We start from the raw sequence: 24,424 nt of genomic DNA, 5'->3' as shown, positions 1-24,424 counted from the left end.
GCTGGAAGTGGAGTTACAGGAAGCGCCGTAGCATACATGACCGCACTCTACCGAGGGAAACCCTGATTACTGCCGCGCGTCTCGTGAAAACGGCTGCGAGGGCCGTTGGTCGCGGCGCTCAGCCGGTTTGTGCATGGAAGCTAAGCTCTAACTGGGGAGTAGGTCTTATCTTCCAATGAGGTGAGGGATGGTTGAGTCACAGCAAAAAGCTACAAAACCGGAGCTGTACGAAAGACTGATCGATCGTCTGGGCATGGCCTTGGAGGCGGCAAGAACCGCTGGTCGGCTGCGCGACGAACGCCCACTGGAACTGGAGTTGCGCGGCTTGAGCCCCGCAGAGTTTGCCCTGGTCAAGGCGTATCTGGATCGTAGTGAACGTGAGACACACGGATGTTTGTCCGAGGCAGTCAAGCAACTTGACGCACCACGTTCGGCCAAGATCATCTGGCTCAAGGATAAAGTACCTGGCAGAGACGCGGTAAAGGTCCGGTCACTGCGGTGCAAATAGGGCAACAGAGCCATGCTCCATGATTTTCTGAAGCATAGTCCTTCCGTATTTATTGTCGCATCGCGTCAACCCACTTAGGCTTCGAGCATCTTCATGGAGATGCTCGATGCCTTTTCGTTATTTTGTGAAACAACTTCTCTTGCCGCCCGGCATTCTGTTACTGCTGATTTTGCTTGCCTGGTGCTTGCGGCGCTCAAGACCGCGGCTCGCCGGCGTGTGTTTTGCACTTGGGCTAGGCGGTTTCTGGTTGATGAGCCTGCCGATTGTGGTGCAGTGGAGCGCCGAAATGCTCGAGCGTGAGCCGCCGCTGGCGTTCGAGGAGTGGGCGACGCTGAGTCAGCACGCCGATGCGATTGTAATCTTGGGCTCGGGGCGTGAGCGGGGCGATCCAGCGTGGGGAGACGATCAGCCGACGGGTGTTGGTCTTGAGCGCCAGCGCTATGCGGCGCGACTGGCCAAGGCCTCAGGCTTGCCGATTCTGACCAGTGGCGGCCTGCATTACGGCACGCCACCGACCGAAGCCCGATTGATGGCTGATTCATTGCGCGATGACTTTGGCGTGCCTGTTCGCTGGCAGGAAGGGCGTAGCCGTACGACCTGGGAGAACGCTCAATTCAGCGCACAGGTGTTGTTGCCCGAAGGGATCAAGCGAGTGGTGCTTGTGACTCAGGCCTGGCATATGCCGCGAGCGGTCTGGAGTTTCCAGAAGGCCGGGTTTGAGGTGGTGCCGGCGCCAATGGGCTTTTTAGGTGTCGATAACGCTCGGCCGTTTGGTGGCTGGTTGCCGGAGTTCAAGGCAATCTGGCAGAGTGGGCAATTGATGAATGAGGCGGTGGGGCAGGTCGGGTATTCGCTGTTTTATCGGGGAGATGTTGGCTCTGATTGAGGCGGTGCCTGTGATACTGCCTTCGCGAGCAAGCCCGCTCCCACATTTGATCTCTGACTCTCACATATCATGCGTTCACAGAAGATCCAAAGTGGGAGCGGGCTTGCTCGCGAAGCTTTTAAACGGTTTTGGCCATCCGGTTCGCCACCAGCGCCCAACCAAACAACAACACGCAAACAATGATCAACGGCCACGAGCGCCATTGCAGATAAGGCGTCAGGTTGTGCATCGGCACGACTTCACCATACAGGATGCCGCGTTCGAACTGCGGGATCTGCACGGTGATCTGGCCGAACGGGTTGATCAGGCCGGTCACGCCATTGTTGGTAGCGCGGATCATCCAGCGACCGGCCTCAAGTGCGCGCATCTGGGCCATCTGCAAGTGTTGCAACGGACCGATAGACGTGCCGAACCAGGTGTCGTTGCTGATGGTCAGCAGCAGATCGCTTTGCGCGGCCAGGCCGGCGGCGAACTCCGGGTATACCACTTCGTAACAGATGAAGGGTGCAATCTGGTAGCCCTTGGCTTGCAACATGGGCTGATCGGCGGGGCCGCGCGCAAAGTCCGACATCGGCAGGTCGAAGAAGGCAATCAATCCCCGTAAAACATCTTGCAGTGGAACGTATTCGCCGAAGGGCACCAATTTCTGCTTGAGGTAAGTACCATCGCCTTCGCCGACCACTGTGATGCCGTTGAAGAAGCGTTTTTCCTGGTGGACGATTTCACGGATCGGAACGCCGGTAATCATCGCTGAATCCCGCTCCGCAGCGAATTTTCCCATCATGTCCAGGTAACCTTGGGCAGACTCCTTGAGTACCGGGATCGCGGTTTCAGGCCAGATCAGCAGGTCGACGCGTTTGGAACTGAAGCTCATGTCGCGGTACAGCTCCAACTGTGCATTGAGCTGCGCCGGATCCCACTTCATGTTTTGTTCAATGTTGCCCTGAATCGCTGCGACGCTCAGCGGCGCGCCCGCGGGACTGGTCCAGGCATGATGTTTGAGTGCGATGCCAGCCACCCACGGGCCGACCAGCAGCAGGGCGCCCAGCGCGATGAAAGCCTTGCGGCCGCCACGGGCCAGGCGCAAGCCGTTGTAGATCAGCGCGGCGGTCAGGGCCAGCGTAAAGGAAATCAGCCACATGCCGCCCACGGGGGCGAGCCCGGCCAGGGGGCCGTCGAGTTGGCTGTAACCGGAATAGAGCCACGGGAAACCGGTGAGGAACCAGCCGCGAAACGCTTCCTGGCCAACCCACAACGCCGCGAAAGCCAGGGCGTCGGCCAAGGGCGCCTCGTTGCGCCGCAGCCAGCGCGCCCAGATCCACGCCGGCAAGGCGAAGAACCAGGCGATTGCCGCAGTGAAAATCAGCATCAGAAACCCGGCCAGCAGCACCGAGGCGCCACCGAAATGGTGAATGCTGTAATAGATCCAGCTGGTACCGGCGCCAAACAGGCCGAAGCCGAAACACCAGCCACGGCCGAGTGCCTGGCGGGGGCTCAGTTCACGCAGGGCGGCGTAGAAAAGCCCGACTGCCAACAGTGCCAGTGGCCAGATATCGAAAGGCGCCAGGGCCAGGGTGGTGATTGCACCGGCCGCCACGGCCAGCAGGTTACCGGGCCAGCCGGGGCGGGTTATCCAGCGCATTTCTATCCTTAGTGTTTACCGAGCAATAGGCGTCAGGCGCAGCAAATGAATCCGACGACTGTCGGCGTTCAGGATGCGAAAACGATAGGTGCCGATTTCAGTGATTTCGTTGCGTTTTGGCAAGTGTCCGAACGCACTCATCACCAGGCCGCCAACCGTGTCGAACTCATCGTCGGAGAATTCGCTGTCGAAGAATTCGTTGAAGTTCTCGATCGGCGTCAGGGCCTTGATCAGAAAATCACCGCTGGGCAGCGGTTTGATGTAGCTGTCCTCTTCGACGTCGTGCTCGTCTTCGATGTCGCCGACGATTTGCTCCAGTACGTCTTCGATGGTCACCAGACCTGCCACGCCGCCGTATTCGTCGATGACGATGGCCATGTGGTTGTGGTTGGCGCGGAATTCGCGCAGCAGCACATTCAGGCGCTTGGACTCCGGCACGAAGGTGGCCGGGCGCAGCAGATCCTTGATGTTGAAGTGGTCGCCGTTTTCCTTGAGGATCAGCGGCAGCAAGTCCTTGGCCAACAGCACGCCCATCACGTCATCGTGGCTTTCGCCGATCACCGGGTAGCGGGAGTGGGCCGAGTCGACCACGGCAGGCAGGAACTCGCGGGGTGTCTGGGTCGCCTTGATGCTGATCATCTGCGAGCGCGGGACCATGATGTCCCGGACCTGCAGGTCGGCTACCTGGATGGCGCCTTCGACGATGGCCAGCGCTTCGCTGTCCAGCAGTTTGTTCTGATGTGCATCGCGCAGCAGCTCCAGCAGCTCCTGGCGGTTCTTCGGCTCGTGGGCAAAAGCCTGGGTGAGCTTACCCAGCCATGACTTCTGCCCATTGCTCGATCGATCTTCGCTCATAGCGATTACTCTGAATCCTTTGTTGTGACGGTTGAGGATGTTTCGGTTTCGTCGTCCGCGTACGGATCGGGATAGCCCAGTTCTGCAAGCAATGTGCGTTCCAGTGCTTCCATTTCTTCGGCTTCGTCGTCATCTATATGGTCGTAACCAAGCAGATGCAAGCAGCCGTGAATCACCAGATGCGCCCAGTGGGCCTTGAGAGCCTTGCCCTGCTCGGCGGCTTCGCGCTCGACCACGGCGACACAGATCACCAGGTCGCCCAGCAACGGGATGTCAAGGAACTCGTCCGGCACATCGGCCGGGAAAGACAAGACGTTAGTGGCGTAATCCTTTTGCCGCCAGGTGTGGTTCAGCTCGCGGCCTTCGGCTTCGTCGACCAGGCGAATGGTCATTTCGGAGTCGGCCGTGCGCTGACGCAGGGCCAGTTCGCACCACTGGCGGAACTCGGCTTCGCTGGGGGCGGGTGCTTGGGTCGCGATTTGCAGGTCAAGCTCAAGCATCGCGGCGGTTATCCTTCGATGCTTCATCAGCCACACGATTTTCAAAGCGCTCATAGGCTTCGACGATGCGCTGTACCAGCGGATGACGCACGACGTCCTTGGGCTGGAAGTGAGTGAAGCTGATGCCCGGCACGTCCTTCAACACTTCGATTACGTGATGCAGCCCGGATTTGGTGCCGCGTGGCAGATCGACCTGGGTGATATCACCGGTAATGACGGCCGTGGAACCGAAGCCGATCCGTGTCAGGAACATTTTCATTTGCTCGACGGTGGTGTTCTGGCTTTCGTCGAGGATGATGAAGCTGTTGTTCAGCGTACGGCCTCGCATGTAGGCCAGCGGCGCGACTTCGATGACCTGGCGTTCGATCAGCTTGGCGACGTGTTCGAAGCCGAGCATTTCGTAGAGTGCGTCATAGAGCGGGCGCAGGTAGGGGTCGATCTTCTGGGACAGATCGCCAGGCAGGAAGCCGAGTTTTTCGCCGGCTTCGACCGCCGGGCGAACCAGCAGGATGCGGCGGATCTGCTCGCGTTCCAGGGCATCCACGGCGCAGGCAACGGCCAGATAGGTCTTGCCGGTACCGGCCGGGCCAATGCCGAAGTTGATGTCGTTACCGAGGATTTCCTTCACGTAGCGCTGCTGATTCACGCCGCGAGGACGAATCATGCCTTTTTTGGTGCGCAGGGCGACGGCGGCGTCGGCGGGCGAGTGGTTGTCCAGCTCTTCGACGGCCGATTCCTGCAGGAACAGGTGAACCATGTCCGGCGACAGCTCGGTACCCTTGGTTTCCCGGTACAGGCGGCGCAGAAGGTTTTCCGCGGAGGTGGTGTGTTTACGCTCGCCGATCAGTTCGAACTGGTTTCCGCGGTTGCGGATCTCGATGGTCAGGCGCTGTTCGATCAAGCGCAGATGCTCGTCGAATTGCCCGCACAGATTGGCGAAGCGACGAGCCTCAAAAGGCTCGAGGATGAAACGATGTGGTTCTATGGGTGCGTTCAAGGTCGTATTTAGCCGCCCTGGGGCAATAGTGATGAAATCAAGGATAACGCCAGTGGCCTGGGTGCGAAAGCTCTTAAATTTCCCGGCGCCAAACACCATCCCTTGTGGGGGCGAGCCTGCTCGCGAAAGCGGCCTGACAGTCGAATCATAAGCTGAATGTCAAACCGTATTCGCGAGCAGGCTCGCTCCCACAGGGGGAATGCGGTGTTACTGGATCAGCGAACCCCGCAGCGAATGCGGCTGGGCCGCGTCGATGTGCACATCAGCGAACTGGCCGATCAACGTCGGATTGTCGCAGCGGAAATTGACGATACGGTTATTTTCGGTGCGGCCTTGCAGCTCGCCAGGATCTTTTTTCGAATAATCGGTGACCAGAATGCGTTGGATCGAACCGACCATTTGTCGGCTGATTTCGAAACCTTGCTGGTTCAACCGATGTTGCAGGGCATTCAAGCGCTCTTTTTTCAGTTCTTCCGGTGTGTCATCGGCCAGGTCGGCGGCCGGTGTGCCGGGACGCTGGCTATAGACGAACGAGTAGGAGAAGTCGAAACCGACGTCTTGAATCAATTTCATGGTTTGTTCGAAGTCTTTTTCGGTCTCGCCGGGGAAGCCGACGATAAAGTCCGAGCTGATGCAAATGCCCGGCACGGCGGCCCGCAGTTTGCGCAGTTTGGATTTGTACTCAAGCGCGGTATGGTTGCGCTTCATCGCGGCCAGGATCCGGTCCGAACCCGATTGCACCGGCAGATGCAGGTGTTTCACCAGCTCCGGTACCTCGGCATGGGCCTGGATCAGACTGTCGGAGAACTCCAGTGGATGCGAGGTGGTATAGCGGATACGGTCGATGCCATCGACGGCGGCTACCACCCGGATCAATTCGGCCAGATCAGCCAGGCGACCGTCATGGGTCGTGCCGCGATAGCCGTTGACGTTCTGCCCCAGCAGCGTGACTTCACGCACGCCGTTTTCCGCCAGGTGAATGATCTCGGCGATCACGTCGTCGAACGGGCGACTGACTTCTTCGCCCCGGGTGTAGGGCACTACGCAAAAGGTGCAGTACTTGCTGCAGCCTTCCATTACCGATACGTAAGCACTCGGGCCGTCGATGCGTGGCTCGGGCAAGTGGTCGAACTTTTCGATTTCCGGGAACGAGACGTCGACCTGCGGCAGCTTGCTGATGCGCGCGGCGTCGATCATTTCCGGCAGGCGGTGCAGGGTTTGCGGGCCGAACACCACGTCGACATAGGGTGCGCGATCGCGAATGGCGGCGCCTTCCTGGCTGGCCACGCAACCGCCAACGGCAATCACCATGTCCGGATTGGCCAGTTTCAGTTCGCGCCAGCGACCGAGCTGCGAGTAGACGCGATCCTGGGCGCGTTCGCGGATCGAGCAGGTGTTGAGCAGGATCACGTCGGCGTCTTCAGCCCGAGCGGTGACTTCCAGGGCCTGGTGTTCGCCCAGCAGATCCACCATGCGCGAGCTGTCGTACTCGTTCATCTGGCAACCGTGGGTTTCGATATAAAGCTTCTTGGCCATGGAATAGGGTCATCACGTGATTCGAAGAACCGCGCATTATAGGGAACATGTTCCCAGGTTCCTACCGCTGCGCGTCCGGTGGCTATGCTATAGTTCGCGCCCTCTTTTTTATCCCCGATGTGTTACTCGCCCACCATGACCAAACGTGAAGCTCCAATCTACAAGGTGATTTTCCTCAACCAGGGCCAGGTGTTCGAAATGTACGCCAAGCAGATCTATCAGAGCGATCTGTGGGGCTTTCTGGAAGTGGAAGAGTTCGTCTTTGGCGAGCGCACGCAAGTGGTCGTCGATCCGAGCGAAGAGAAGCTCAAGGCGCAGTTCGAAGGCGTTGTGCGCAGCTTCGTGCCGATGCACTCGATCGTGCGCATCGATGAAGTCGAGCGCCTGGGTACGCCGAAAATCAGTGAAGCCCGCGGTGCGGTCGGCAATGTGATGCCGTTTCCGATGCCGATGCCTGAGAAGTAAGTCTCAAGGCCGAGTCGCCCCTTTCGCGAGCAAGCCCGCTCCCACATTTGATCTGCGTCGTACACAGAACAAAGGTGGGAGCGGGCTTGCTCGCGAAGGGGCCAGTCATAACAACGAAGAAATCAGGGAAGAGGCGAGAAAGGCGTACGCCCATCGGCGCTCTGCAATTCCATCAGGTATTTGCGGAAAATTTGCCCAAGCACCTGAGTGGCGACTTCCAGCTCTTCGCGGGGCATTTTCTCGGTGACTTCGTCGGCGGTGTCCAGCGCGTCTTCAGCGCCGTTGACCGCGGCCATTTTCAGCAGAATGTAAGCCTGAACGTTGTTGGCCGGGACACCTTCGCCGTGGAAGAACATGGAGCCGAGCTTGAATTGTGCCTGGGCGTGGCCTTGCAGTGAGGCCTTTTCGAAGTAGCTCAGGGCTTGATTGAGGTCGCGCGGCGCATTTTTGCCTTCGTAGTAGAACTCACCCAACTCGTATTGCGCTTGCGCATCCCCTTCATCCGACGCTTTCTGGCAGGCGGCCAGCGCCTGTGCCAGGTCTTGCGGCTGGGTATTGAGGGTGCACCGACCCATCGCTGGGATTAACAACGAGTTACCGCCTGCTTGTGCGAGCGCGAGCAGGGGCTGAAGGAGCAACAGGCAGCCCAGTGAAAGGGCGCGGCCGGTGCGGTTCATGGGAATCGACTTACCTCTGAAGGGCGCGCGGACCCATCGAGGGGATCCAATAAGCGCGCATTATGAAATAAGCAGGGCCAACCTTACAAAGTCTTTACTCGTTTTTCTGCTGCGAGGGAAATATATCGCCCTGTTTGCGGGGGATTAATGGCAGATGAGTAGGAAAAAGCGTTGGGATGTAGGTGAACGCTGACGCTGGCGATGGCCAACGTCAGCGTTTCGAGCATTACTTCAAGGCAGCAAATGCGCGCTCGGCGGCATCCAGCGTCAGTTTCAACTCGGCTTCGCCGTGGGCGATCGAGGTGAAGCCGGCTTCGAAGGCGCTTGGTGCCAAATACACACCGCCTTCCAGCATCAGGTGGAAGAAGCGGCCGAACAGGGCGGCATCGCTGGCCATGACGTCATCGAAAGTCACAATGTCGTCGGCACCGCTGAAGTACAGACCGAACATGCCACCGGCCTGGGTGGTCACGAACGGAATACCCGCTGCATCCGCACGCACTTGCAGGCCATCGAGCAGGCGAGTGGTGTAGTCGGTCAGCTCGGCGTGGAAACCCGGACGGCTGATCAGGCGCAGGGTGGTCAGACCGGCCGCCATCGCCAATGGGTTACCCGACAAGGTGCCGGCCTGGTAAACCGGGCCCAGCGGGGCGATGCGGGACATGATTTCTCGTTTGCCGCCGAAGCAGCCCACCGGCATGCCGCCGCCGATGATCTTGCCGAAGGTGGTCAGGTCCGGCGTTACGCCGTAGTGGGCCTGGGCACCGCCGAGGGCGACGCGGAAACCGGTCATCACTTCGTCGAAGATCAGCACCACGCCGTGCTTGTCGCAAAGGGTGCGCAGGCCTTCAAGGAAGCCAGGGGCCGGTGGCACGCAGTTCATGTTGCCGGCTACGGGCTCGACGATGATGCACGCCACGTCCTGGCCGACCTCGGCGAGCATGGCTTCAACTGCGTCGATGTCGTTGAACGGCAGGGTCAGGGTGTGTTTGGCGAACGCTGCCGGAACACCGGCCGAGCTTGGGACGCCTTGAGTCAAGGCGCCGGAACCGGCCTTGACCAGCAGGCTGTCGGAGTGGCCGTGGTAGCAGCCTTCAAACTTGATGATGCTATCGCGACCGGTGAAGCCACGGGCCAGGCGGATCGCGCTCATGGTCGCTTCGGTGCCGGAACTGACCATGCGCACCATTTCCATCGATGGTACAAGCGAGCAGACCAGATCAGCCATCTGGGTTTCCATCTCGGTCGGCGCGCCGTAGGACAGGCCATGCTCAAGCTGCTTGCGCACGGCGTCCAGTACCTGCGGATGGCTGTGACCCAGAATCATCGGGCCCCAGGAACCGACGTAATCCACGTAGCGTTTGTTGTCTTCGTCGGTGACGTAGGCGCCTTCGGCGTGCTTGAAGAACAACGGCGTGCCACCAACACTTTTGAACGCACGAACCGGCGAATTCACGCCGCCGGGAATGTGTTTCTGGGCATTGGCAAACAGGGTTTCGGAACGAGACATGATCGGGCTCTCAGGCTTTTAGCTAATTAATAGAAAGCAGTTCGTTGAACGCGCGGGCGCGGCGGGTCACTTCAGCCGTGCTCTGTGCGCCAAACAGGCCATGCACCACGGCCAGCAGATCGACCCCATGGGCCACCAGCGGGGCCGCATTGTCGAGGGTGATGCCACCAATCGCGCAGATCGGCAGGTGCAACTGCTGGCGGGCCTGGTCGAGCAGGTCGAGGCTGCAGGTCGGGGCGCCGGGTTTGGTATTGGAGTTGAAGAAGCGGCCGAAGGCGACATAACTGGCACCTTCCCTGGCGGCCTGTTGGGCGAGTTCAAGTTGCGCGTGGCAAGTCGAACCGATGATGGCCTTGGAACCGAGCAGTGCGCGGGCCGGGGTCAGCGGACCGTCGGTCTGCCCCAGGTGCACGCCGACGTTCAGGCGTGCGGCCAGTTCGGCGTCGTCATTGATGATCAGCCGGGTCTTGTAGCGTTCGCATAGTTCACGCAAGGCTTCGGCTTCACGCAGACGGCGGGCATCATCGCTGCTCTTGTCGCGGTATTGCAGCAGGGTGACGCCGCCCTCCAGCGCTGCCTCAACATACTGAAGCAATTTACCGTCCAGTAGATGGCTGTCGGTAATGGCGTACAGACCACGTAGTTTCATCGGACAGCCCTCATGGCGTTACGAACAGAAGTCCAGTGGCAGGCGGCGCGGCACGAACTGGCCTTTACCCAGCTGCTCGGCATCGCGCAGGGTGCGCCACGTGTAGTTAAGCGCGGTCTGCACGGCACTGGCGAGGTTTTCACCTTGGGCCAGACGGCCGGCGAGGGCACTGGCCAAGGTGCAGCCCGAACCGTGATAGCTGCCGGGCAAGCGCTGGCAGGTATAGGTCTGACGCAGGCCATCGCGGCTGTAGAGGCGATTGTGGATTTCGGTCTCGTCGCCATGGCCACCGGTGATCAGCAGGTGTTTGACGAACGGCAGTAGTTTTTCAGCGCACTCGTCTGCGGTGCCTTCAGGCAGTTCGGCGAGAATTCGGGCTTCGGGGAGGTTGGGGGTGGCGATGATCGACAGGGGCAGCAGGCGTTCGCGCATGGCGTAGCCGACTTCGTCCTTGCCCAGGCGTCCTCCGCCGCCGGCGCGCAACACTGGGTCGCAGACCACTGACAAATGCGGGTGCACCGAAAGCAGTTCGACAACGGTGTCGACCATTTCCAGGGAACCGAGCATGCCCAGTTTGACGGCCGCGACTTCGGAGTCGTTGAGCACGGCATTGGCCTGGGCCAACACCCACTCACGGTCGAGCACGCGGAAATCAGTGACATTGACGGTGTCTTGCACGGTCAGGGCGGTGACGGCCGGAGCCGCATGGCAACCCTGGGCGAGCAGGGCTTCGATATCTGCCTGCAAGCCGGCGCCACCACTTGGGTCGTGGCCGGAGAGACAGAGGACAACGGGGCGTGAGCTGTAGATATTCATGGTGCGCGAGCTTACCACCAAACATCTTTTTTCGGGTGTGGTGTCATCCTGTCCGGCCGATACATTGTGGCGAGGGGGCGCTGTTCGGAGTGGCGTTTTCACAATCTGAGCCACCCAACAGCTCTATCTCAGTAACATCCGCTGGAATGCCCGTGCTAGAGCCTTTTCTGGAAAAATTTAGATAGTGTTCAATGGCCATCAACGGCTATGCTAGAGTGGATCCAAACCAATAACAGGTAACACCGGTTTTACGTCTTCTCAAAGGGAATGGGGGGCTTCCTGACGGAACCGGAAAGGCCACGCTGGGGCATAAATGCGCTATTTGCTGATGTTGCTGTTGTGTTTGCCCCTCTTGGCGAACGCCGTCGAATTCGATGAGTTCACTCAAAGCCTCCCCCTGGGCCGAACTCTGCAGGTGTTTGAAGATGCTGGTGGTCAGGCGAGCATCGCAGACGTGCGCGCGCTGGCTGCGGCCGGCCACTTCAAACCTCACGACAAGGCCACCCTCAACGCCGGGTATTCGCGTTCGGCGTACTGGCTGAAAATCGACCTGCATTACCGTCCGACCAACCCGACGGCGCAACGGACCTGGCTGCTGGAACTGGCCTATCCGCCCCTCGATCACCTTGACCTGTACCAGCCCGATGCAGTTGGCAACTATCAACGGGTTCGCCAGACCGGCGATGCCTTGCCATTTTCCAGCCGCGAAATCCGCCAGAACAACTACCTGTTCAATCTGGATTTCACCTCCGACCAAACGCAAACCCTGTATCTGCGCCTGCAAAGCCAGGGCTCGATCCAGGCGCCGGTCACGCTGTGGTCGAGCACCGCGTACCTTGAAGCCCAGCCAGTCAGGCTTTACGTGTTGGGGCTGATCTACGGTGTATTGCTGGGAATGCTGGTCTACAACCTGTTTATCTACCTCAGCGTGCGGGATACCAGCTATCTCTATTACATCTTCTACATCGCCTCGTTCGGCTTGTATCAGCTCTCGGTGAATGGCGCCGCCGTACAGTATTTCTGGCCGGACAATCCCTGGTGGGCCAACGCGGCGACGCCGTTTTTCATCGGCTGTGCGGGGCTGTTCGGCAGCCAGTTCGCCCGCAGTTTCTTGCAGACGGCCACTCACAGTCGCTGGCTTGACCGCTTGTTGCTGGCGTTGGTGGTGTTCAGTGCACTGGTGGTCGGCTTATCGCTGATGACCAGTTATGCCTTGGCCTTGCGCCTGGCGACGGCCCTGGCGCTGACCTTCACGGTGGTGATTTTTGCAGCAGGGATTTTCGCCTGGCTGCGGGGGTTGCGGGTCGCGCGCTATTTCATCATTGCCTGGTCGGCTTTTTTGCTCGGCGGCATCATTAATACCCTGATGGTTCTGGGTTATCTGCCGAACGTGTTCCTGACCATGTATTCCAGCCAGATCGGCTCGGCCATCGAAGTGGCGCTGCTGTCGCTGGCCCTGGCCGACCGCATCAATGCCATGCGCGAGCAACAGGCGCAAACCCTGCTCGACGCCGGGCAAAAGCTGGAAGTCCTCAACCAGCAACTGGCCCGCAGTAACCAGCTCAAGGACGAATTCCTCGCCACCCTGACCCATGAGTTACGCACGCCCATGAACGGCGTGATCGGTTCGCTGGAGCTGATGCAAACCGTCGACATGGACCCGGAACTGGAGCAATACCAACAAACCGCCGCCGGGTCGGCGCGGGACATGATGCGCATGGTCAATGGCATTCTCACGCTGACCGAGTTGCAGGCCGGCAAGCTCAAGGTTTCCCCGTCGACGTTCAGTCTGCGTAGCGTGGTCGAGGCATTGCGCGTGCAATTTGAAGGTAATGCTTGCAGCAAGTCTCTGGATTTCAAGGTCGATGTGGCGCCGGGCGTGCCGGATCGCTTGCACGGCGACAGTGCCAAGTTGGCGCAATGCCTGGAATGCTTGCTGGATAACGCCATCAAGTTCACCCGCGTCGGTGGTCTGGCGCTACGGGTGACCGGGAAAACGGTCAGTTCCGATCGGCTGGCGTTGTCCTTCGCGGTGATCGACACCGGCATCGGCTTTACCGATCTGGGCGAGGCGACGATGTACCAGCGGTTCTTCCAGCTCGATGGTTCAATGACACGCGAGTACGGCGGTCTGGGCGTGGGTCTGGCGATCTGCCGACAATTGGTCGAGTTGCTCGGCGGCCGTCTGACGCACCGTTCCGAACCCGGTCGCGGCAGTCGTTTCCAGCTCGACGTCGAGTTCGAATTACCGGCGATCGAGCCTCCATCAGTACCCTTCATGACGCGCGACTTCCCACGTTTGCGGCTACCCCAGGATTGCACCGTGCTGTTGGTGGATGACAACAACATCAATCAATTGGTGATGCGCGGCATGTTGCTCAAGCTCGGGTTCCGGGTGCGGACCGCTGACAGCGGCATCGCTGCCCTCGAATTCCTGCAGCGTGAAAGCTTTGATGCGGTGTTGCTCGATAGTCAGGTGCCCCCCATGGAGGGTGTGTCCGTCTGTTGCCAGATCCGGGACTTACCGAGGTGCGCGGACTTGCCGATATTCATGATCGCCCAAGGCGCGGATCGGGAGCGTTGCCCGACGGGCGCGCTGATCGATTGCCTGAGCAAGCCGGTAAAATTCGAAGACTTGCAAGCAGCGCTCTATCGCCGGGTGCTCTGTCCGAAACAGGGCGAAAGCGCCGACAGTTAGGCAGATATGACACTTTGTTCGGCCAAGGGGCGGTGCTTAACTGAAATCCCTTGGCTGACCAAAGGAGCCCCGTCATGAACCTGCATCAGTTCGCCGAAACCCACGAAGTCACCAACCAGCCACCGTCACTGGACGGCGCCAACCTGTATCGCATCGATTTGCCGTTGCAGGAGTGGTCGCGGCGTTTCGGGGCCGGCTGGGCCGAGTCGCGGATCGAGGCTTACGGCGCACTGGCCGGCGGGCCGTTGATGGAAGCGGGGTTTCTGGCCAACCAGAACAAACCGGTATTCAACAGTCACGACCGCTATGGCCACCGCATCGACCTGGTGGAGTTTCACCCGGCCTATCACCAGCTGATGCAAGCGGCGATCGCACATGGCCTGACCTCGTTGCCTTGGGCGCATCCGCAGGACGGCGCCCACGTCGCCCGGGCGTCCATGACGTATCTGCATAGCCAGGCTGAAGCCGGCAGCGGCTGCCCGCTGACCATGACCTTCGCCAGTGTCCCGGCGTTGCGCCTGCAACCGGACCTGGCGAACAAATGGCTGCCCAAGATCCTCGCCACCGAGTACGACCCGCGTAACGTCGGCATGGCCCACAAGGCGGGTGTCACCATCGGCATGGCCATGACCGAAAAACAGGGTGGCACCGATGTCCGGGCCAACACCACCAAGGCCTATCCGGTGGGAGCCAGCGGTCCTGGCCAGGCCTATGAACTGGTGGGGCACAAATGGTTCTGTTCGGCGCCGATGTGCGATGCCTTCCTGACCTTGGCGCAGACCGACAAGGGCCTGACTTGTTTCCTGTTACCGCGCCATCGCCCGGATGACACGCGTAACCAGTTCTATATCCAGCGCTTGAAAAACAAACTCGGCAACTGCTCCAACGCCTCCAGCGAAGTGGAGTTCCGTGGTGCTCTGGCATGGATGGTCGGCGAAGAAGGCCGGGGCGTTCCGACCATTATCGAAATGGTGGCCATGACCCGATTCGATTGCATGGTCGGCTCAAGTGCCTTGATGCGCCAGGCACTGACCCAGGCCAGTCATCACTGCGCCCACCGCAAGGTCGGCGGCAAGTTGCTCAGTGAACAACCCCTGATGCAAAACGTGCTGGCCGACCTGGCGCTGGAGAGCGAGGCGGCCTTGGCCTTGAGCCTGCGCATGGGCCGGGCGCTGGATCATCTGGATGATTCCAGGGAAGCGAAATTCGCCCGGCTGGTGACGGCGGTAGGCAAGTACTGGATCTGCAAACGTGCGCCGGCCATGATCAACGAAGCCGCCGAATGCATGGGCGGTGCCGGTTATGTCGAAGACAGCATCCTGCCGCGTCTTTACCGTGAGGCACCGGTAAATTCGACGTGGGAAGGCTCCGGCAACGTGCAATGTCTGGATGTACTTCGGGCTTTGTCGAAAGAGCCAGGTGTGTTGGATGCATTGTTCAGCGAATTGGGCGACGGCCATGGTGACAGGCGCCTGGCTGCTCACATCACTCAATTGCAGGCGGCGTTCAAGGACACCGACGACATCCAGTATCGAGCCCGGCTACTGACCGAGGACATTGCGCTGGGGCTGCAGGCCAAGTTGTTGCTGGAGGCGGGGAATTCGGTGGTCAGCGATGCGTTTATCGCCAGTCGTCTGAATGGGGGTGGCCGGGTTTATGGCGCGCTGCCGCGTGGGCTGGATGTGGAAGCAATCGTCGCCCGCTCGACCCCGCAGGGTTTCTGACGGCTATTTTGCAGGCAACATTTTGACCTTGGGTGAGTCTGGCATTTGTGTCTGCGCTGTTCCCGTGAAGCGACGATGCAGGCAAGATGAAGCTCTGCAAGTCAGAACACAGGATGCTGATCGTGACCGAAGCTTTTATTGTCGTTCAAACCGCCGAGCAAGCCGTGGATCGGCTTGCGCTCTTGCACAATCGTGCAACCACCGCGCTGAGTCAGGCGCTCAAGCGCTATCTCAAGGATCGTGTCGAGCCGGATGCCGAGCAGCGGGCAATGTTTCGTTATCCCGAGCTGCGCCTGACCTACCACTGCCAGGGTGAAGTCCCGCAGACCACCCGCGCTTACGCCAAGGTCCAGCTGCCGGGCACCTACAGGGTCACCGTCACTCATCCCTCCGCTTTCCGTAAGTACCTGCTGGAACAGCTGGTGCCATTGATGCACGACTTCACCGTGACCGTAGAAGTCGGGGTCAGCGAGCAGAACATTCCTTATCCCTACGTGGTCGAGCAGGGCGACGAACTGGCCGGCTCCGGTGTCACCGCCGCCGTGCTGGCGCGAGTGTTCCCGAGCACCGACCTGTCGGCAGCGTCCGATGGCATTGCCGATGGCCTGTACGATTGGGAAAACACCGATCCACTGCCGTTGGCGCTGTTCGATGCGGCCCGGGTGGACTTCTCCCTGCGCCGACTGGTGCACTACACCGGCAGCGACTGGCGCCATGTGCAGCCGTGGATCCTGCTGACCAACTATCACCGTTACGTCGACCAGTTCATCGTCCATGGTCTGGAGCAGTTGCGCAGCGACCCGCGTTTTGTGCGCATGGTGCTGCCGGGCAACGTGATCATCGAAAAGAGCATGGACCACGGCGAAGCCTCGGCCATTGCCGCCGGGGTGGTCTGGCACCGTTACCAGATGCCGGCCTATCACCTGATCGCCACCGACGGCCACGGTGTGACGCTGGTGAACATCGGTGTCGGCCCGTCCAACGCCAAGAACATCACCGATCACCTGGCCGTGCTGCGTCCCCATTGCTGGTTGATGATTGGCCACTGCGGTGGCTTGCGTCAGTCGCAGACAATCGGCGACTACGTACTGGCTCACGCTTACATGCGCCGTGACGGGATTCTCGACCGCGTGGTACCGCCGAACATTCCGATCCCGGCCCTGGCTGAAGTGCAGATGGCCTTGCAGCAAGCGGCGGCCAATATCACCGGCGAACATGGAGATGAGCTGAAGAAACGCCTGCGCACCGGCACCGTGCTGACCTACGACGACCGCAACTGGGAACTGCGCTGGGCCCAGGAGCGACCGCTGATCAACCTGTCCCGCGCCGTGGCGGTGGACATGGAAAGCGGTACCATCGCGGCCCAGGGCTATCGCTTGCGGGTGCCATACGGCACGTTGCTCTGCGTCTCGGACAAACCGCTGCACAGCGAAATCAAGCTGCCGGGCTCAGCCAACGCGTTCTATGAGCGCGCGGTCAGCCAGCATTTGAAAATCGGCATCGAAGCGGTGGACCTGTTGCGTACTGAACTCAACTCGCTGCATTCGCGCAAACTGCGCAGCTTTGACGAGCCGCCGTTCCGCTGACAGTCATGGTCATTTGGCGGTCAGGCCACTAGCATAGTGAGCCCTGACCGTTAGATGTTCCTTTGCTTATGTCTCGTCCTCAACGTCCCGTTTCCCGCCGCCCTGGCGTGAAGCCCTCTCCTTCAGCAACGCGCCGTGTCGCCAAGGCGCCGCCGGCCGAGCCGAAACTGATCCTGTTCAACAAGCCATTCGATGTGTTGACGCAGTTCAGCGACGGCGAAGGGCGCGCGACGCTCAAGGATTTTATCGAGATTCCCGGGATTTATCCGGCAGGACGGCTGGACCGCGACAGCGAAGGTTTGCTGTTGTTGACCAACGACGGCCAGCTTCAGGCACGCATCGCCGACCCCAGGCACAAACTGGCCAAAACCTACTGGGTACAGGTCGAAGGCGAGCCGAGTGTCGAGCAGCTGCAGCGTTTGCGTGATGGTGTGGAGTTGAACGACGGCATGACCTTGCCTGCCCAGGCGCGGCAACTGGATGAGCCTGCGTTGTGGCCGCGCAATCCGCCGGTACGCTTTCGCAAAAGCGTGCCGACGAGTTGGCTGGAACTGGTGATTCGCGAAGGTCGCAACCGGCAGGTGCGGCGCATGACAGCGGCGGTCGGGCTGCCAACGTTGCGGCTGGTGCGGGTCAGGATCGGCGACTGGACGATCGAAGGGCTCGATCAGGGTCAGTGGAAGGAAGTGCCGGCGCGTTTATAGCGTGCCGGTTTCAATCAGGCCGATCACGACACTCTTGATGATGAATGCTGCCACGCCAAGGCCCAGCACGAAGAACAGAATGAACGAACCGAAGCGCCCGGCCTTGGACTTCTTCGCCAGATCCCAGACGATGAAACCCATGAAAATGATCAGAATGCTGACCAGTCCGGTCATCATCCACTCTTCGAATACTGCAGGATCCATCGGACATCTCCAGTGCGGGCGGGGCTAAAAGGCGCTGGAGTATAAGGCATGGCGGGTGCGTGAGGTGCGGGCCTGCGGCAGTGTGTCGCAGCTATTCGTCGCCTGTACGGACCTCTTCGCGAGCAAGCCCGCTCCCACAATGGATCTTCAGTGCCTGTGAGATCCCCGTGGAAGCGGGCTTGCCCGCGAAGGCGTCTTCAGCTGCGCAAATGAGTCAAAGGCAGTTCGGTGCTGTTCAACACCTGGTTCAACACAAAGCTCGACCGCACGCTGGTCACCCCTTCAATCCGCGTCAGATGACCCAGCAACAATTTCTGGTAATGGTCCATGTCCGGCACCACGACCTTGAGCTGATAGTCGGCATCCATTCCCGTCACGAGGCTGCATTCCAGCACCTGCGGCAAGGTACGAATGGCCGCTTCGAAATTCTCGAAACGCTCCGGCGTGTGCCGGTCCATGCCGATCAGCACGTAGGCCGTCAGGCTCAGGCCGAGCATCTTGCGGTCGAGCAGGGCGACCTGGCGGGAAATGTAGCCGTCATCCTCCAGTTGCTTGACCCGACGCGAGCAGGGTGAAGGCGACAGGCCGATGCGTTCGGCCAGCTCCTGATTGGAGATGCGCGCGTCGCGCTGCAATTCAGCCAAAATGCTCAGGTCATAACGGTCGAGTTTGCTCATCAAACGGTCCCTTGTCGTATCTATTGCGGCAGATTATCTATCCAGGGTTAAAAATTGCGCAAGTGATGTTTATTTGAGCAATCTTCGCAATCCTCTGTCGGCGCTCCGAGCCTATTCTTATCACCAGAATCACTGCTCGGACAAACAGTCCAGTGCGGCTCGCCCAAACAGGCCAGCTGCGGTCGCCACTCCTACAGGGGATGAGCCGGCCCCCGAGCTACACACTGTCCAGAAGACGGCGTGAGGTGAGCCGACGTCAAAAGCGTCGAGCACGGACGAAGTTCTCAAGGGGAGGCCGACGGGTCTCCCCTTTTTCTTTGCCTGGAATTTGATCGGCCACCCTCAATAAATAAGTGGCGCGACTGATAACCTGTTGCAGAACCGGCCAATGCATTGCCAGTCTTACCTACAGGCCCTAACCCGCAATGAGGAAAAGCATGAAGTCGCGCATCTGGCGTTTGGCCGGTGTTGGTTTGCTGATTATCGGTGTTGAGGTCAGTGTCGCTGCGCAATCGCAAGCCGATGAGCCGCAGAACCGGGGGGCCGAGGGTGGGCAGCACGGGGACGGTGGCCATCAGGGCGACAATAATCAGGGCCGTGGTGGTAACAATCAGCCACGCCAGCAGAACAATGACATCATTCGAGGCGACAACAGTCGCCAGTTCGAGCGCGACGGTCATCAAAACAACGCACAGAATCAGAATGGCGGCCAATGGCAGAGCCGTCCGCAGCCTGACTTCAACAACCCGGTTCGGCCACCACCGCCACCGCCGCAACTGCCGGCTAACGATTTACCCATCCAGGGTCGGCCCGACACCGTGCAACAGACTCAACAGCCACGGCGTGGTTACTACCAGGACCAGCCGCGGCGCAACGATCCCAACCAGCACTGGAACGGCTATATCGGCGCACCGTCCAATGACCCTCGGGGGCCAGGGCGCGGCAACGGTTGGGGCCCCGGCCCGCAGTATCGGCCCGGTCATGTGATCGACCGCTTCCCGGATCGCGATTATCGCGTGCCTTACCGTGGCATGGATTACTACTATTCCGGTGGCTATTGGTATCGCCCGTTGGGCCCGCGCTATGTGGTGGTCGAGCCGCCGCGCGGGATCCGGGTCCGCTATCTGCCTGACTACGCCGAGCAGGTCTTGATCGGTGGGTCGGTGCTGTTCCTTGCCGCCGGGTCGTATTACGCCTGGCAGGACAGCACCCAGGATTACGTCGTGGTCGAGCCACCCATGAACACCGTGCAGCCGCAACCGGTCAACAACGGTTACGACGTGGTGGCATACCCTGCCAGCGGCCAGACGCAGGAGCAGGTCAATCAGGACGGCTACGAGTGCTATCAATACGCGGTGCAGCAGAGTGGCTTCGATCCGCGAACTGCCACCTATCAACCCGCCCCGTCAGTGGTGCAAACCTACCGCCAGGCACAGGGCAATTGCCTGAGCAGTCGCGGCTATCAAGTTCAGTAGCAGCTACAAGCTGTACGAATTAGGTTTCTGGCTTGCAGCTTAAAGCTTGGCGCTTGGAGCTACTTTCATAGGATCGGCGTGCACCAGCACTTCGGCCCGCGGATAGGCGGCGTGGATTGCATCGGCGGCTTGATCGCTGATGCCGTGGGCGACCGACAGCGTCAGCTCGCCCGGCAGTTCCAGGTGCAACTGCACGAACCACTGGTTGCCGGAAATCCGCGTGCGCAAGTCATGGGCGCCTAAAACGCCCGGCACGCTGCAGGCCAGTTCCAGCATATGCTGGCTGACATCCGGTGGCAGTTCTTGATCCATCAGCACCGCGAAGCTTTCCCGGGCGATCCGAGTCGCACTCCAGAAAATGTAGGCGGCGATCCCGAGGCCGAACCAGGCATCGACCTGATGCCAGCCAACCCCGGCCAGGACCAGTGCCACCAAAATACTGCCATTGAGCAACAAGTCCGAGCGGTAATGCAGAGAGTCGGCGCGCACCGCGTTGGAGCCGGTGGCCTTGACCACCCGATGCTGCAACATCAGCAGTGCCAGGGTCAGGCCCAGCGAGAACACAATCACCCCGGTGCTGATCCACGGCGCGTCCACCGGCTCCGGATGCTTGAGCCGATCGAATGCCTGCAGCGCAATCAGCACTGCACTGCCGCCGATGAACAAGGCCTGGGCCATGCCGGCCAGTGATTCCGCCTTGCCATGGCCGTAGCGATGATCGTCATCGGCAGGACGCAGGGCGTAATGCACGGCCAGCAGGTTGAGCAGTGATGTCACGCCGTCGAGTGTCGAGTCGGTCAACCCGGCGAGCATGCTCACCGAACCACTCAACCACCAAGCGATAGCCTTGGCGATGATCAGCGTACAGGCCACTGCCACCGAGGCACGGGTCGCCAGCCGCAGCAGGCGGGCGTGTTCGGAGCTGGAGATCATAAGTGCGGCTTTTCCTTAAGCGCTTACGCGGCCGGTTGCAGGCCCAACAGGGCCAGTTGCTGGGTGCTGCCCTTGTGCTGGATCAGGCGTGGATCGTCCAGTGGGAAGCTGCGGCCCAGTTCACGCTCCAGAATAGTCTGCAACTTGTGGTTATCGACCTTGCCGTCGGCACCGATGGCTTCCTTGAGTTTCTCCGGAGCCACTTGGGCGGTCTCGCCTGGCGCGTAGTAAATCGCGCCGGTGGCGAAGTCCACGGCAAACGCGATCAGGCCGGGGATAATGTAGAACAGCAGGCCCACGGCATCGAGAACGGCAATCGCCGGGTCGATCTTGCCGTCGATCTGCCCACGGCGATCCGGGTAGAAGATCGAACCGCACGCGGTGACTTGGGTCAGCAGGCTCGCGATCAATACACCGCCAATCAGGCGAAAGGGAACACGCATAGGAAATCTCCTGAGTAATCTCAAAACGAAGCGTCGTCGATACGAATTAAGACCGCAACGAACACCGGGCAGTTCGCCGTTATACTCGCGCCTCTGTTTGGGAGCCAGCATGATTTCTTTGCCGATTGATGAAGTTTTACCCGCCCTGCGTGAAGCCCTCGCTACACGCCACGAAGCCGTGCTCGAAGCGCCGCCCGGTGCCGGTAAGACGACCCGCGTGCCTCTGGCCTTGCTCAATGAGCCGTGGTTGGCCGGGCAGACCATCCTGATGCTTGAACCGCGACGCCTGGCGGCGCGGGCAGCGGCGGAACGGCTGGCCAGCGAACTGGGCGAGAAGGTCGGCGAAACCGTGGGCTATCGCATCCGGCTCGATAGCAAGGTTGGCCCCAACACCCGTATCGAAGTGGTCACGGAAGGCATTCTCACCCGGCGTTTGCAGGACGATCCGGCACTGGAAGGTGTGGGACTGCTGATCTTTGACGAGTTCCACGAACGCAGCCTGGATGCTGATCTGGCCCTGGCCCTGAGCCTCAATGGTCGCGAACTGTTTCGCGACGATCAGCCGCTGAAAATCCTGTTGATGTCCGCCACTCTGGAGGGCGAGCGCCTGGCCGGGTTGCTTGACGATGCGCCGATCCTGCGCAGCGAAGGCCGCATGTACCCGGTGGCGATGCGCTGGGGCCGGCCGTTCCAGGCCGGTGAATTCATCGAGCCACGGTTGGTACAAACCATTCTCGAAGCCTTGAACGATGAAACCGGCAGCGTTCTGGTGTTCCTGCCCGGGCAGGCGGAAATCCGTCGCGTTCATCAACAATTGGCCGACGCGCTGGGTGAGAACACGCAGATTTTGCTCTGCCCGCTGCATGGCGAGCTGGACCTGTCGGCGCAGCGTGCGGCGATCGATCCGGCACCGGAAGGCAAACGCAAAGTGGTGCTGGCGACCAACATCGCCGAGACCAGCCTGACCATTAACGGTGTACGGGTGGTGATCGATGCCGGGCTGGCGCGGGTGCCGCGTTTCGATCCCGGCAGCGGCATGACCCGTCTCGACACGCAACGCATTTCCAAGGCCAGCGCCACGCAACGCGCGGGCCGCGCCGGGCGACTGGAGCCGGGCGTGTGTTATCGCTTGTGGTCGCAGGATCAGCACGAACAACTGGCGGCCTACGGCAGTGCGGAAATTCTCTCTGCCGACCTCGCCGGGCTGGCGTTGCAACTTGGCCGTTGGGGCGTAGCGCCGGGACAGTTGGTCTGGCTCGACGCGCCACCAGCCGCGGCCTATGCACAGGCGCAGGATCTGCTCGAACGCCTGGGCGCCCTGGAAGGCGAAGCGTTGACCCGTCACGGTCAGGCCATGGCCGAATTGCCGGCCCATCCGCGCATCGCCCATTTGCTGTTGCGTGGGCAGGCGCTGGGGCTAGCGGACATGGCCTGCGATGTCGCAGCGTTGCTCGGCGAGCGAGATATTTTGCGTGGCGCCGGTGCCGATCTGCACAGCCGCCTGGTGTTGTTGTCCGGCGAAGAGCGGGCGGCACGTGGCGCTCAGGGCGGTGTACAACGTGCCCGGCAACTGGCGCGGCAGTATCGCGGTTACCTGCGCGGCAAGGCGTCGGAGCCGGTCAGCGAACCCGACCATCCGCGCTGGCTCGGCGCGCTATTGGCGCTGGCCTATCCGGATCGCGTGGCCCAGCAACGCCGTGCCGGGGGCGCCGAGTATCGACTGGCCAACGGCCGCGCCGCGCTGTTCGCCGAAGCGGACAGCCTGATGAAGCAACCGTGGCTGGTCATCGCCGACCTCGGCAGCCGACAGGGTCAACGTGAAGAACGGATTTACCTGGCGGCGGATTTCGATCCTGCATTGTTCGATTCGGTGCTGGCCGAGCAGGTGCGCTGCGTCGATCAACTGGATTGGGACGAACGCGAAGGCGTGTTGCGCGCCGAACGCCAACGCAAGGTCGGTGAGTTGATCCTCAGCCGTGAACCCCTGACCGGGCTCGACGAAACCGCCCGCAGCCAGGCACTGGTGAATCTGGTGCGGCGCAAAGGCCTGGAGCTGTTGCCGTGGACCCCGGAACTGCGACAGTGGCAAGCGCGGGTCGCGTTGCTGCGCCAGTTGGACCTGGCCAGCAAGGCTGAAAGCGAATGGCCGGATGTCAGCGACTCCGCACTGCTCAAAAGCCTCGAACACTGGCTGATGCCCTACCTGGGCAAAGTTTCGCGGCTCAGTCACTTCGCCAATCTCGACCTGTCGAGCATCGTCCATAACCTGCTGCCGTGGCCATTGCCGCAACGGCTCGACGAACAGGCACCGCATCATTTGAGCGTACCCTCGGGTTCGTCGATTCGTCTGGATTACAGCGAGCAGCCGCCGATCCTGGCGGTGCGTTTGCAGGAGCTGTTTGGCCTGGCGCAAACCCCGCGCATCGCCGGTGGCCGGCAAGTGGTCAAGTTGCATTTGTTGTCCCCGGCGCGCAGACCGGTGCAGGTGACCCAGGATCTGGCGAACTTCTGGCGCAGCACTTACGCCGAGGTGAAGAAAGATTTGAAGGGCCGGTATCCGAAACATTATTGGCCGGATGACCCGTTGGTGGCTGAAGCCACGGCACGCATCAAGCCGCGTAAGTGAATTCACTGTTTCGTTCTGTAGGAAGCGCGCATTCGCTTGTTAAACATCAACAAGGAGTCTGTGTTTAAGCGTCCTTAAGATTACTTCCTGAAAGCCACAATTCCTTGCGCCGTTGCCTACCGTTACGCCAGAATCCGCCGGCTTGTGCGCCTTGGGGACGCTGGGTAACTTGATTCGCGTCACTGATCGTCAGTGATCGGGTTTAGCAGCCCGTGCCTAACCTAAGTCGTATGACGCTTCTATCAGTCAGGTTTGCGCCTGCATTTTGATGGTAGCTGTACGCAGGGCGCCCTTGGGCGCGCCGGCTTCTTAG

Annotated in this window: 22 protein-coding genes; 9 read left to right on the top strand and 13 right to left on the bottom strand. The window is 60.5% G+C overall.

Annotation, left to right across the window (positions count from 1 at the left end; genetic code table 11):
• The first annotated feature begins 187 nt into the window (after positions 1–187).
• Together AC07ZE_RS26110 and AC07ZE_RS26105 are read left to right on the top strand one after the other, a co-directional pair.
• Positions 188–508: a hypothetical protein gene (locus AC07ZE_RS26110; RefSeq protein WP_207267196.1), complete on the top strand. Its 321-nt coding sequence runs from the start codon at positions 188–190 to the stop codon at positions 506–508.
• Positions 509–614: 106 nt separating this feature from the next.
• Positions 615–1,394: a YdcF family protein gene (locus AC07ZE_RS26105; protein ID WP_207267195.1), complete on the top strand. Its 780-nt coding sequence runs from the start codon at positions 615–617 to the stop codon at positions 1,392–1,394.
• Between the two features lie 118 nt (positions 1,395–1,512).
• Here the strand turns inward: AC07ZE_RS26105 and lnt are convergent, their stop codons facing one another.
• The 5 genes from lnt to miaB all read right to left on the bottom strand — a co-directional run bounded on the left by lnt (position 1,513) and on the right by miaB (position 6,924).
• Positions 1,513–3,036: an apolipoprotein N-acyltransferase gene (gene lnt, locus AC07ZE_RS26100; protein ID WP_207267194.1), complete on the bottom strand. Its 1,524-nt coding sequence runs from the start codon at positions 3,034–3,036 to the stop codon at positions 1,513–1,515.
• A 15-nt stretch (positions 3,037–3,051) separates the two neighbouring features.
• Positions 3,052–3,891 carry a CorC family transporter gene (locus tag AC07ZE_RS26095; RefSeq protein WP_095197255.1) on the bottom strand — a complete coding sequence of 280 codons (840 nt, stop codon included), beginning with the start codon at positions 3,889–3,891 and terminating at the stop codon, positions 3,052–3,054.
• A 5-nt stretch (positions 3,892–3,896) separates the two neighbouring features.
• On the bottom strand, positions 3,897–4,391 hold the full coding sequence (ybeY, locus tag AC07ZE_RS26090) for an rRNA maturation RNase YbeY (protein ID WP_207267193.1): 495 nt from the start codon (positions 4,389–4,391) through the stop codon (positions 3,897–3,899).
• Positions 4,384–5,388, bottom strand: a complete 1,005-nt coding sequence (locus tag AC07ZE_RS26085; protein ID WP_095197265.1) for a PhoH family protein — start codon at positions 5,386–5,388, stop codon at positions 4,384–4,386. Before AC07ZE_RS26085 ends, ybeY begins: the two co-directional genes overlap by 8 nt.
• A gap of 207 nt (positions 5,389–5,595) precedes the next feature.
• Positions 5,596–6,924: a tRNA (N6-isopentenyl adenosine(37)-C2)-methylthiotransferase MiaB gene (miaB, locus tag AC07ZE_RS26080; protein WP_207267192.1), complete on the bottom strand. Its 1,329-nt coding sequence runs from the start codon at positions 6,922–6,924 to the stop codon at positions 5,596–5,598.
• 135 nt (positions 6,925–7,059) lie between these two features.
• Here miaB and AC07ZE_RS26075 point away from each other — a divergent pair, with 135 nt between their 5' ends.
• Positions 7,060–7,389 (top strand): DUF1820 family protein, encoded by a 330-nt coding sequence (locus AC07ZE_RS26075; RefSeq protein WP_003185742.1) that lies wholly within the window; start codon positions 7,060–7,062, stop codon positions 7,387–7,389.
• Positions 7,390–7,511: 122 nt separating this feature from the next.
• Here the strand turns inward: AC07ZE_RS26075 and AC07ZE_RS26070 are convergent, their stop codons facing one another.
• The 4 genes from AC07ZE_RS26070 to AC07ZE_RS26055 all read right to left on the bottom strand — a co-directional run bounded on the left by AC07ZE_RS26070 (position 7,512) and on the right by AC07ZE_RS26055 (position 11,041).
• On the bottom strand, positions 7,512–8,066 hold the full coding sequence (locus AC07ZE_RS26070) for a tetratricopeptide repeat protein (RefSeq protein WP_095197258.1): 555 nt from the start codon (positions 8,064–8,066) through the stop codon (positions 7,512–7,514).
• Between the two features lie 226 nt (positions 8,067–8,292).
• Complete coding sequence (gene hemL, locus AC07ZE_RS26065) at positions 8,293–9,576, bottom strand: glutamate-1-semialdehyde 2,1-aminomutase (protein WP_207267191.1); 1,284 nt, start codon at positions 9,574–9,576, stop codon at positions 8,293–8,295.
• Between the two features lie 22 nt (positions 9,577–9,598).
• Positions 9,599–10,225, bottom strand: coding sequence for a thiamine phosphate synthase (thiE, locus tag AC07ZE_RS26060; protein WP_207267190.1), 627 nt, complete (start codon positions 10,223–10,225; stop codon positions 9,599–9,601).
• 18 nt (positions 10,226–10,243) lie between these two features.
• Positions 10,244–11,041 carry a hydroxymethylpyrimidine/phosphomethylpyrimidine kinase gene (locus AC07ZE_RS26055; RefSeq protein ID WP_207267189.1) on the bottom strand — a complete coding sequence of 266 codons (798 nt, stop codon included), beginning with the start codon at positions 11,039–11,041 and terminating at the stop codon, positions 10,244–10,246.
• Between the two features lie 313 nt (positions 11,042–11,354).
• Between AC07ZE_RS26055 and AC07ZE_RS26050 the strand changes: the two genes are divergently transcribed.
• The 4 genes from AC07ZE_RS26050 to AC07ZE_RS26035 all read left to right on the top strand — a co-directional run bounded on the left by AC07ZE_RS26050 (position 11,355) and on the right by AC07ZE_RS26035 (position 17,753).
• Positions 11,355–13,739, top strand: coding sequence for a hybrid sensor histidine kinase/response regulator (locus AC07ZE_RS26050; RefSeq protein WP_207267188.1), 2,385 nt, complete (start codon positions 11,355–11,357; stop codon positions 13,737–13,739).
• Positions 13,740–13,813: 74 nt separating this feature from the next.
• Positions 13,814–15,463 (top strand): acyl-CoA dehydrogenase family protein, encoded by a 1,650-nt coding sequence (locus tag AC07ZE_RS26045; protein WP_207267187.1) that lies wholly within the window; start codon positions 13,814–13,816, stop codon positions 15,461–15,463.
• Positions 15,464–15,549: 86 nt separating this feature from the next.
• Positions 15,550–17,049, top strand: a complete 1,500-nt coding sequence (gene amn, locus AC07ZE_RS26040; protein ID WP_170948728.1) for an AMP nucleosidase — start codon at positions 15,550–15,552, stop codon at positions 17,047–17,049.
• A 68-nt stretch (positions 17,050–17,117) separates the two neighbouring features.
• Positions 17,118–17,753, top strand: a complete 636-nt coding sequence (locus AC07ZE_RS26035) for a pseudouridine synthase (RefSeq protein WP_259331995.1) — start codon at positions 17,118–17,120, stop codon at positions 17,751–17,753.
• Here AC07ZE_RS26035 and AC07ZE_RS26030 read toward each other — a convergent pair.
• Entirely contained in the window at positions 17,748–17,957 is a 210-nt protein-coding gene (locus AC07ZE_RS26030) for a DUF2788 domain-containing protein (protein WP_095196702.1), read from the bottom strand. The genes AC07ZE_RS26035 and AC07ZE_RS26030 overlap by 6 nt on opposite strands.
• Positions 17,958–18,154: 197 nt before the next feature.
• Positions 18,155–18,634 (bottom strand): Lrp/AsnC family transcriptional regulator, encoded by a 480-nt coding sequence (locus AC07ZE_RS26025; protein WP_007937367.1) that lies wholly within the window; start codon positions 18,632–18,634, stop codon positions 18,155–18,157.
• Positions 18,635–19,071: 437 nt separating this feature from the next.
• Here AC07ZE_RS26025 and AC07ZE_RS26020 point away from each other — a divergent pair, with 437 nt between their 5' ends.
• Positions 19,072–20,109, top strand: a complete 1,038-nt coding sequence (locus AC07ZE_RS26020; RefSeq protein ID WP_207267186.1) for a DUF6515 family protein — start codon at positions 19,072–19,074, stop codon at positions 20,107–20,109.
• Positions 20,110–20,148: 39 nt separating this feature from the next.
• Here the strand turns inward: AC07ZE_RS26020 and AC07ZE_RS26015 are convergent, their stop codons facing one another.
• Entirely contained in the window at positions 20,149–21,042 is an 894-nt protein-coding gene (locus AC07ZE_RS26015) for a cation diffusion facilitator family transporter (protein WP_207267185.1), read from the bottom strand.
• A gap of 23 nt (positions 21,043–21,065) precedes the next feature.
• Positions 21,066–21,485, bottom strand: coding sequence for a periplasmic Zn2+ metallochaperone PmcY (pmcY, locus tag AC07ZE_RS26010; RefSeq protein WP_137804359.1), 420 nt, complete (start codon positions 21,483–21,485; stop codon positions 21,066–21,068).
• A gap of 109 nt (positions 21,486–21,594) precedes the next feature.
• Here pmcY and hrpB point away from each other — a divergent pair, with 109 nt between their 5' ends.
• Entirely contained in the window at positions 21,595–24,111 is a 2,517-nt protein-coding gene (gene hrpB / locus AC07ZE_RS26005) for an ATP-dependent helicase HrpB (RefSeq protein WP_207267184.1), read from the top strand.
• The last annotated feature ends 313 nt before the right edge of the window (positions 24,112–24,424 follow it).

The sequence above is a fragment of the Pseudomonas sp. GW101-3H06 genome (assembly GCF_059424605.1).
The sequence above is the reverse complement of the archived record's forward strand: the minus strand, read 5'-3'. Positions and strand labels throughout refer to the sequence as shown.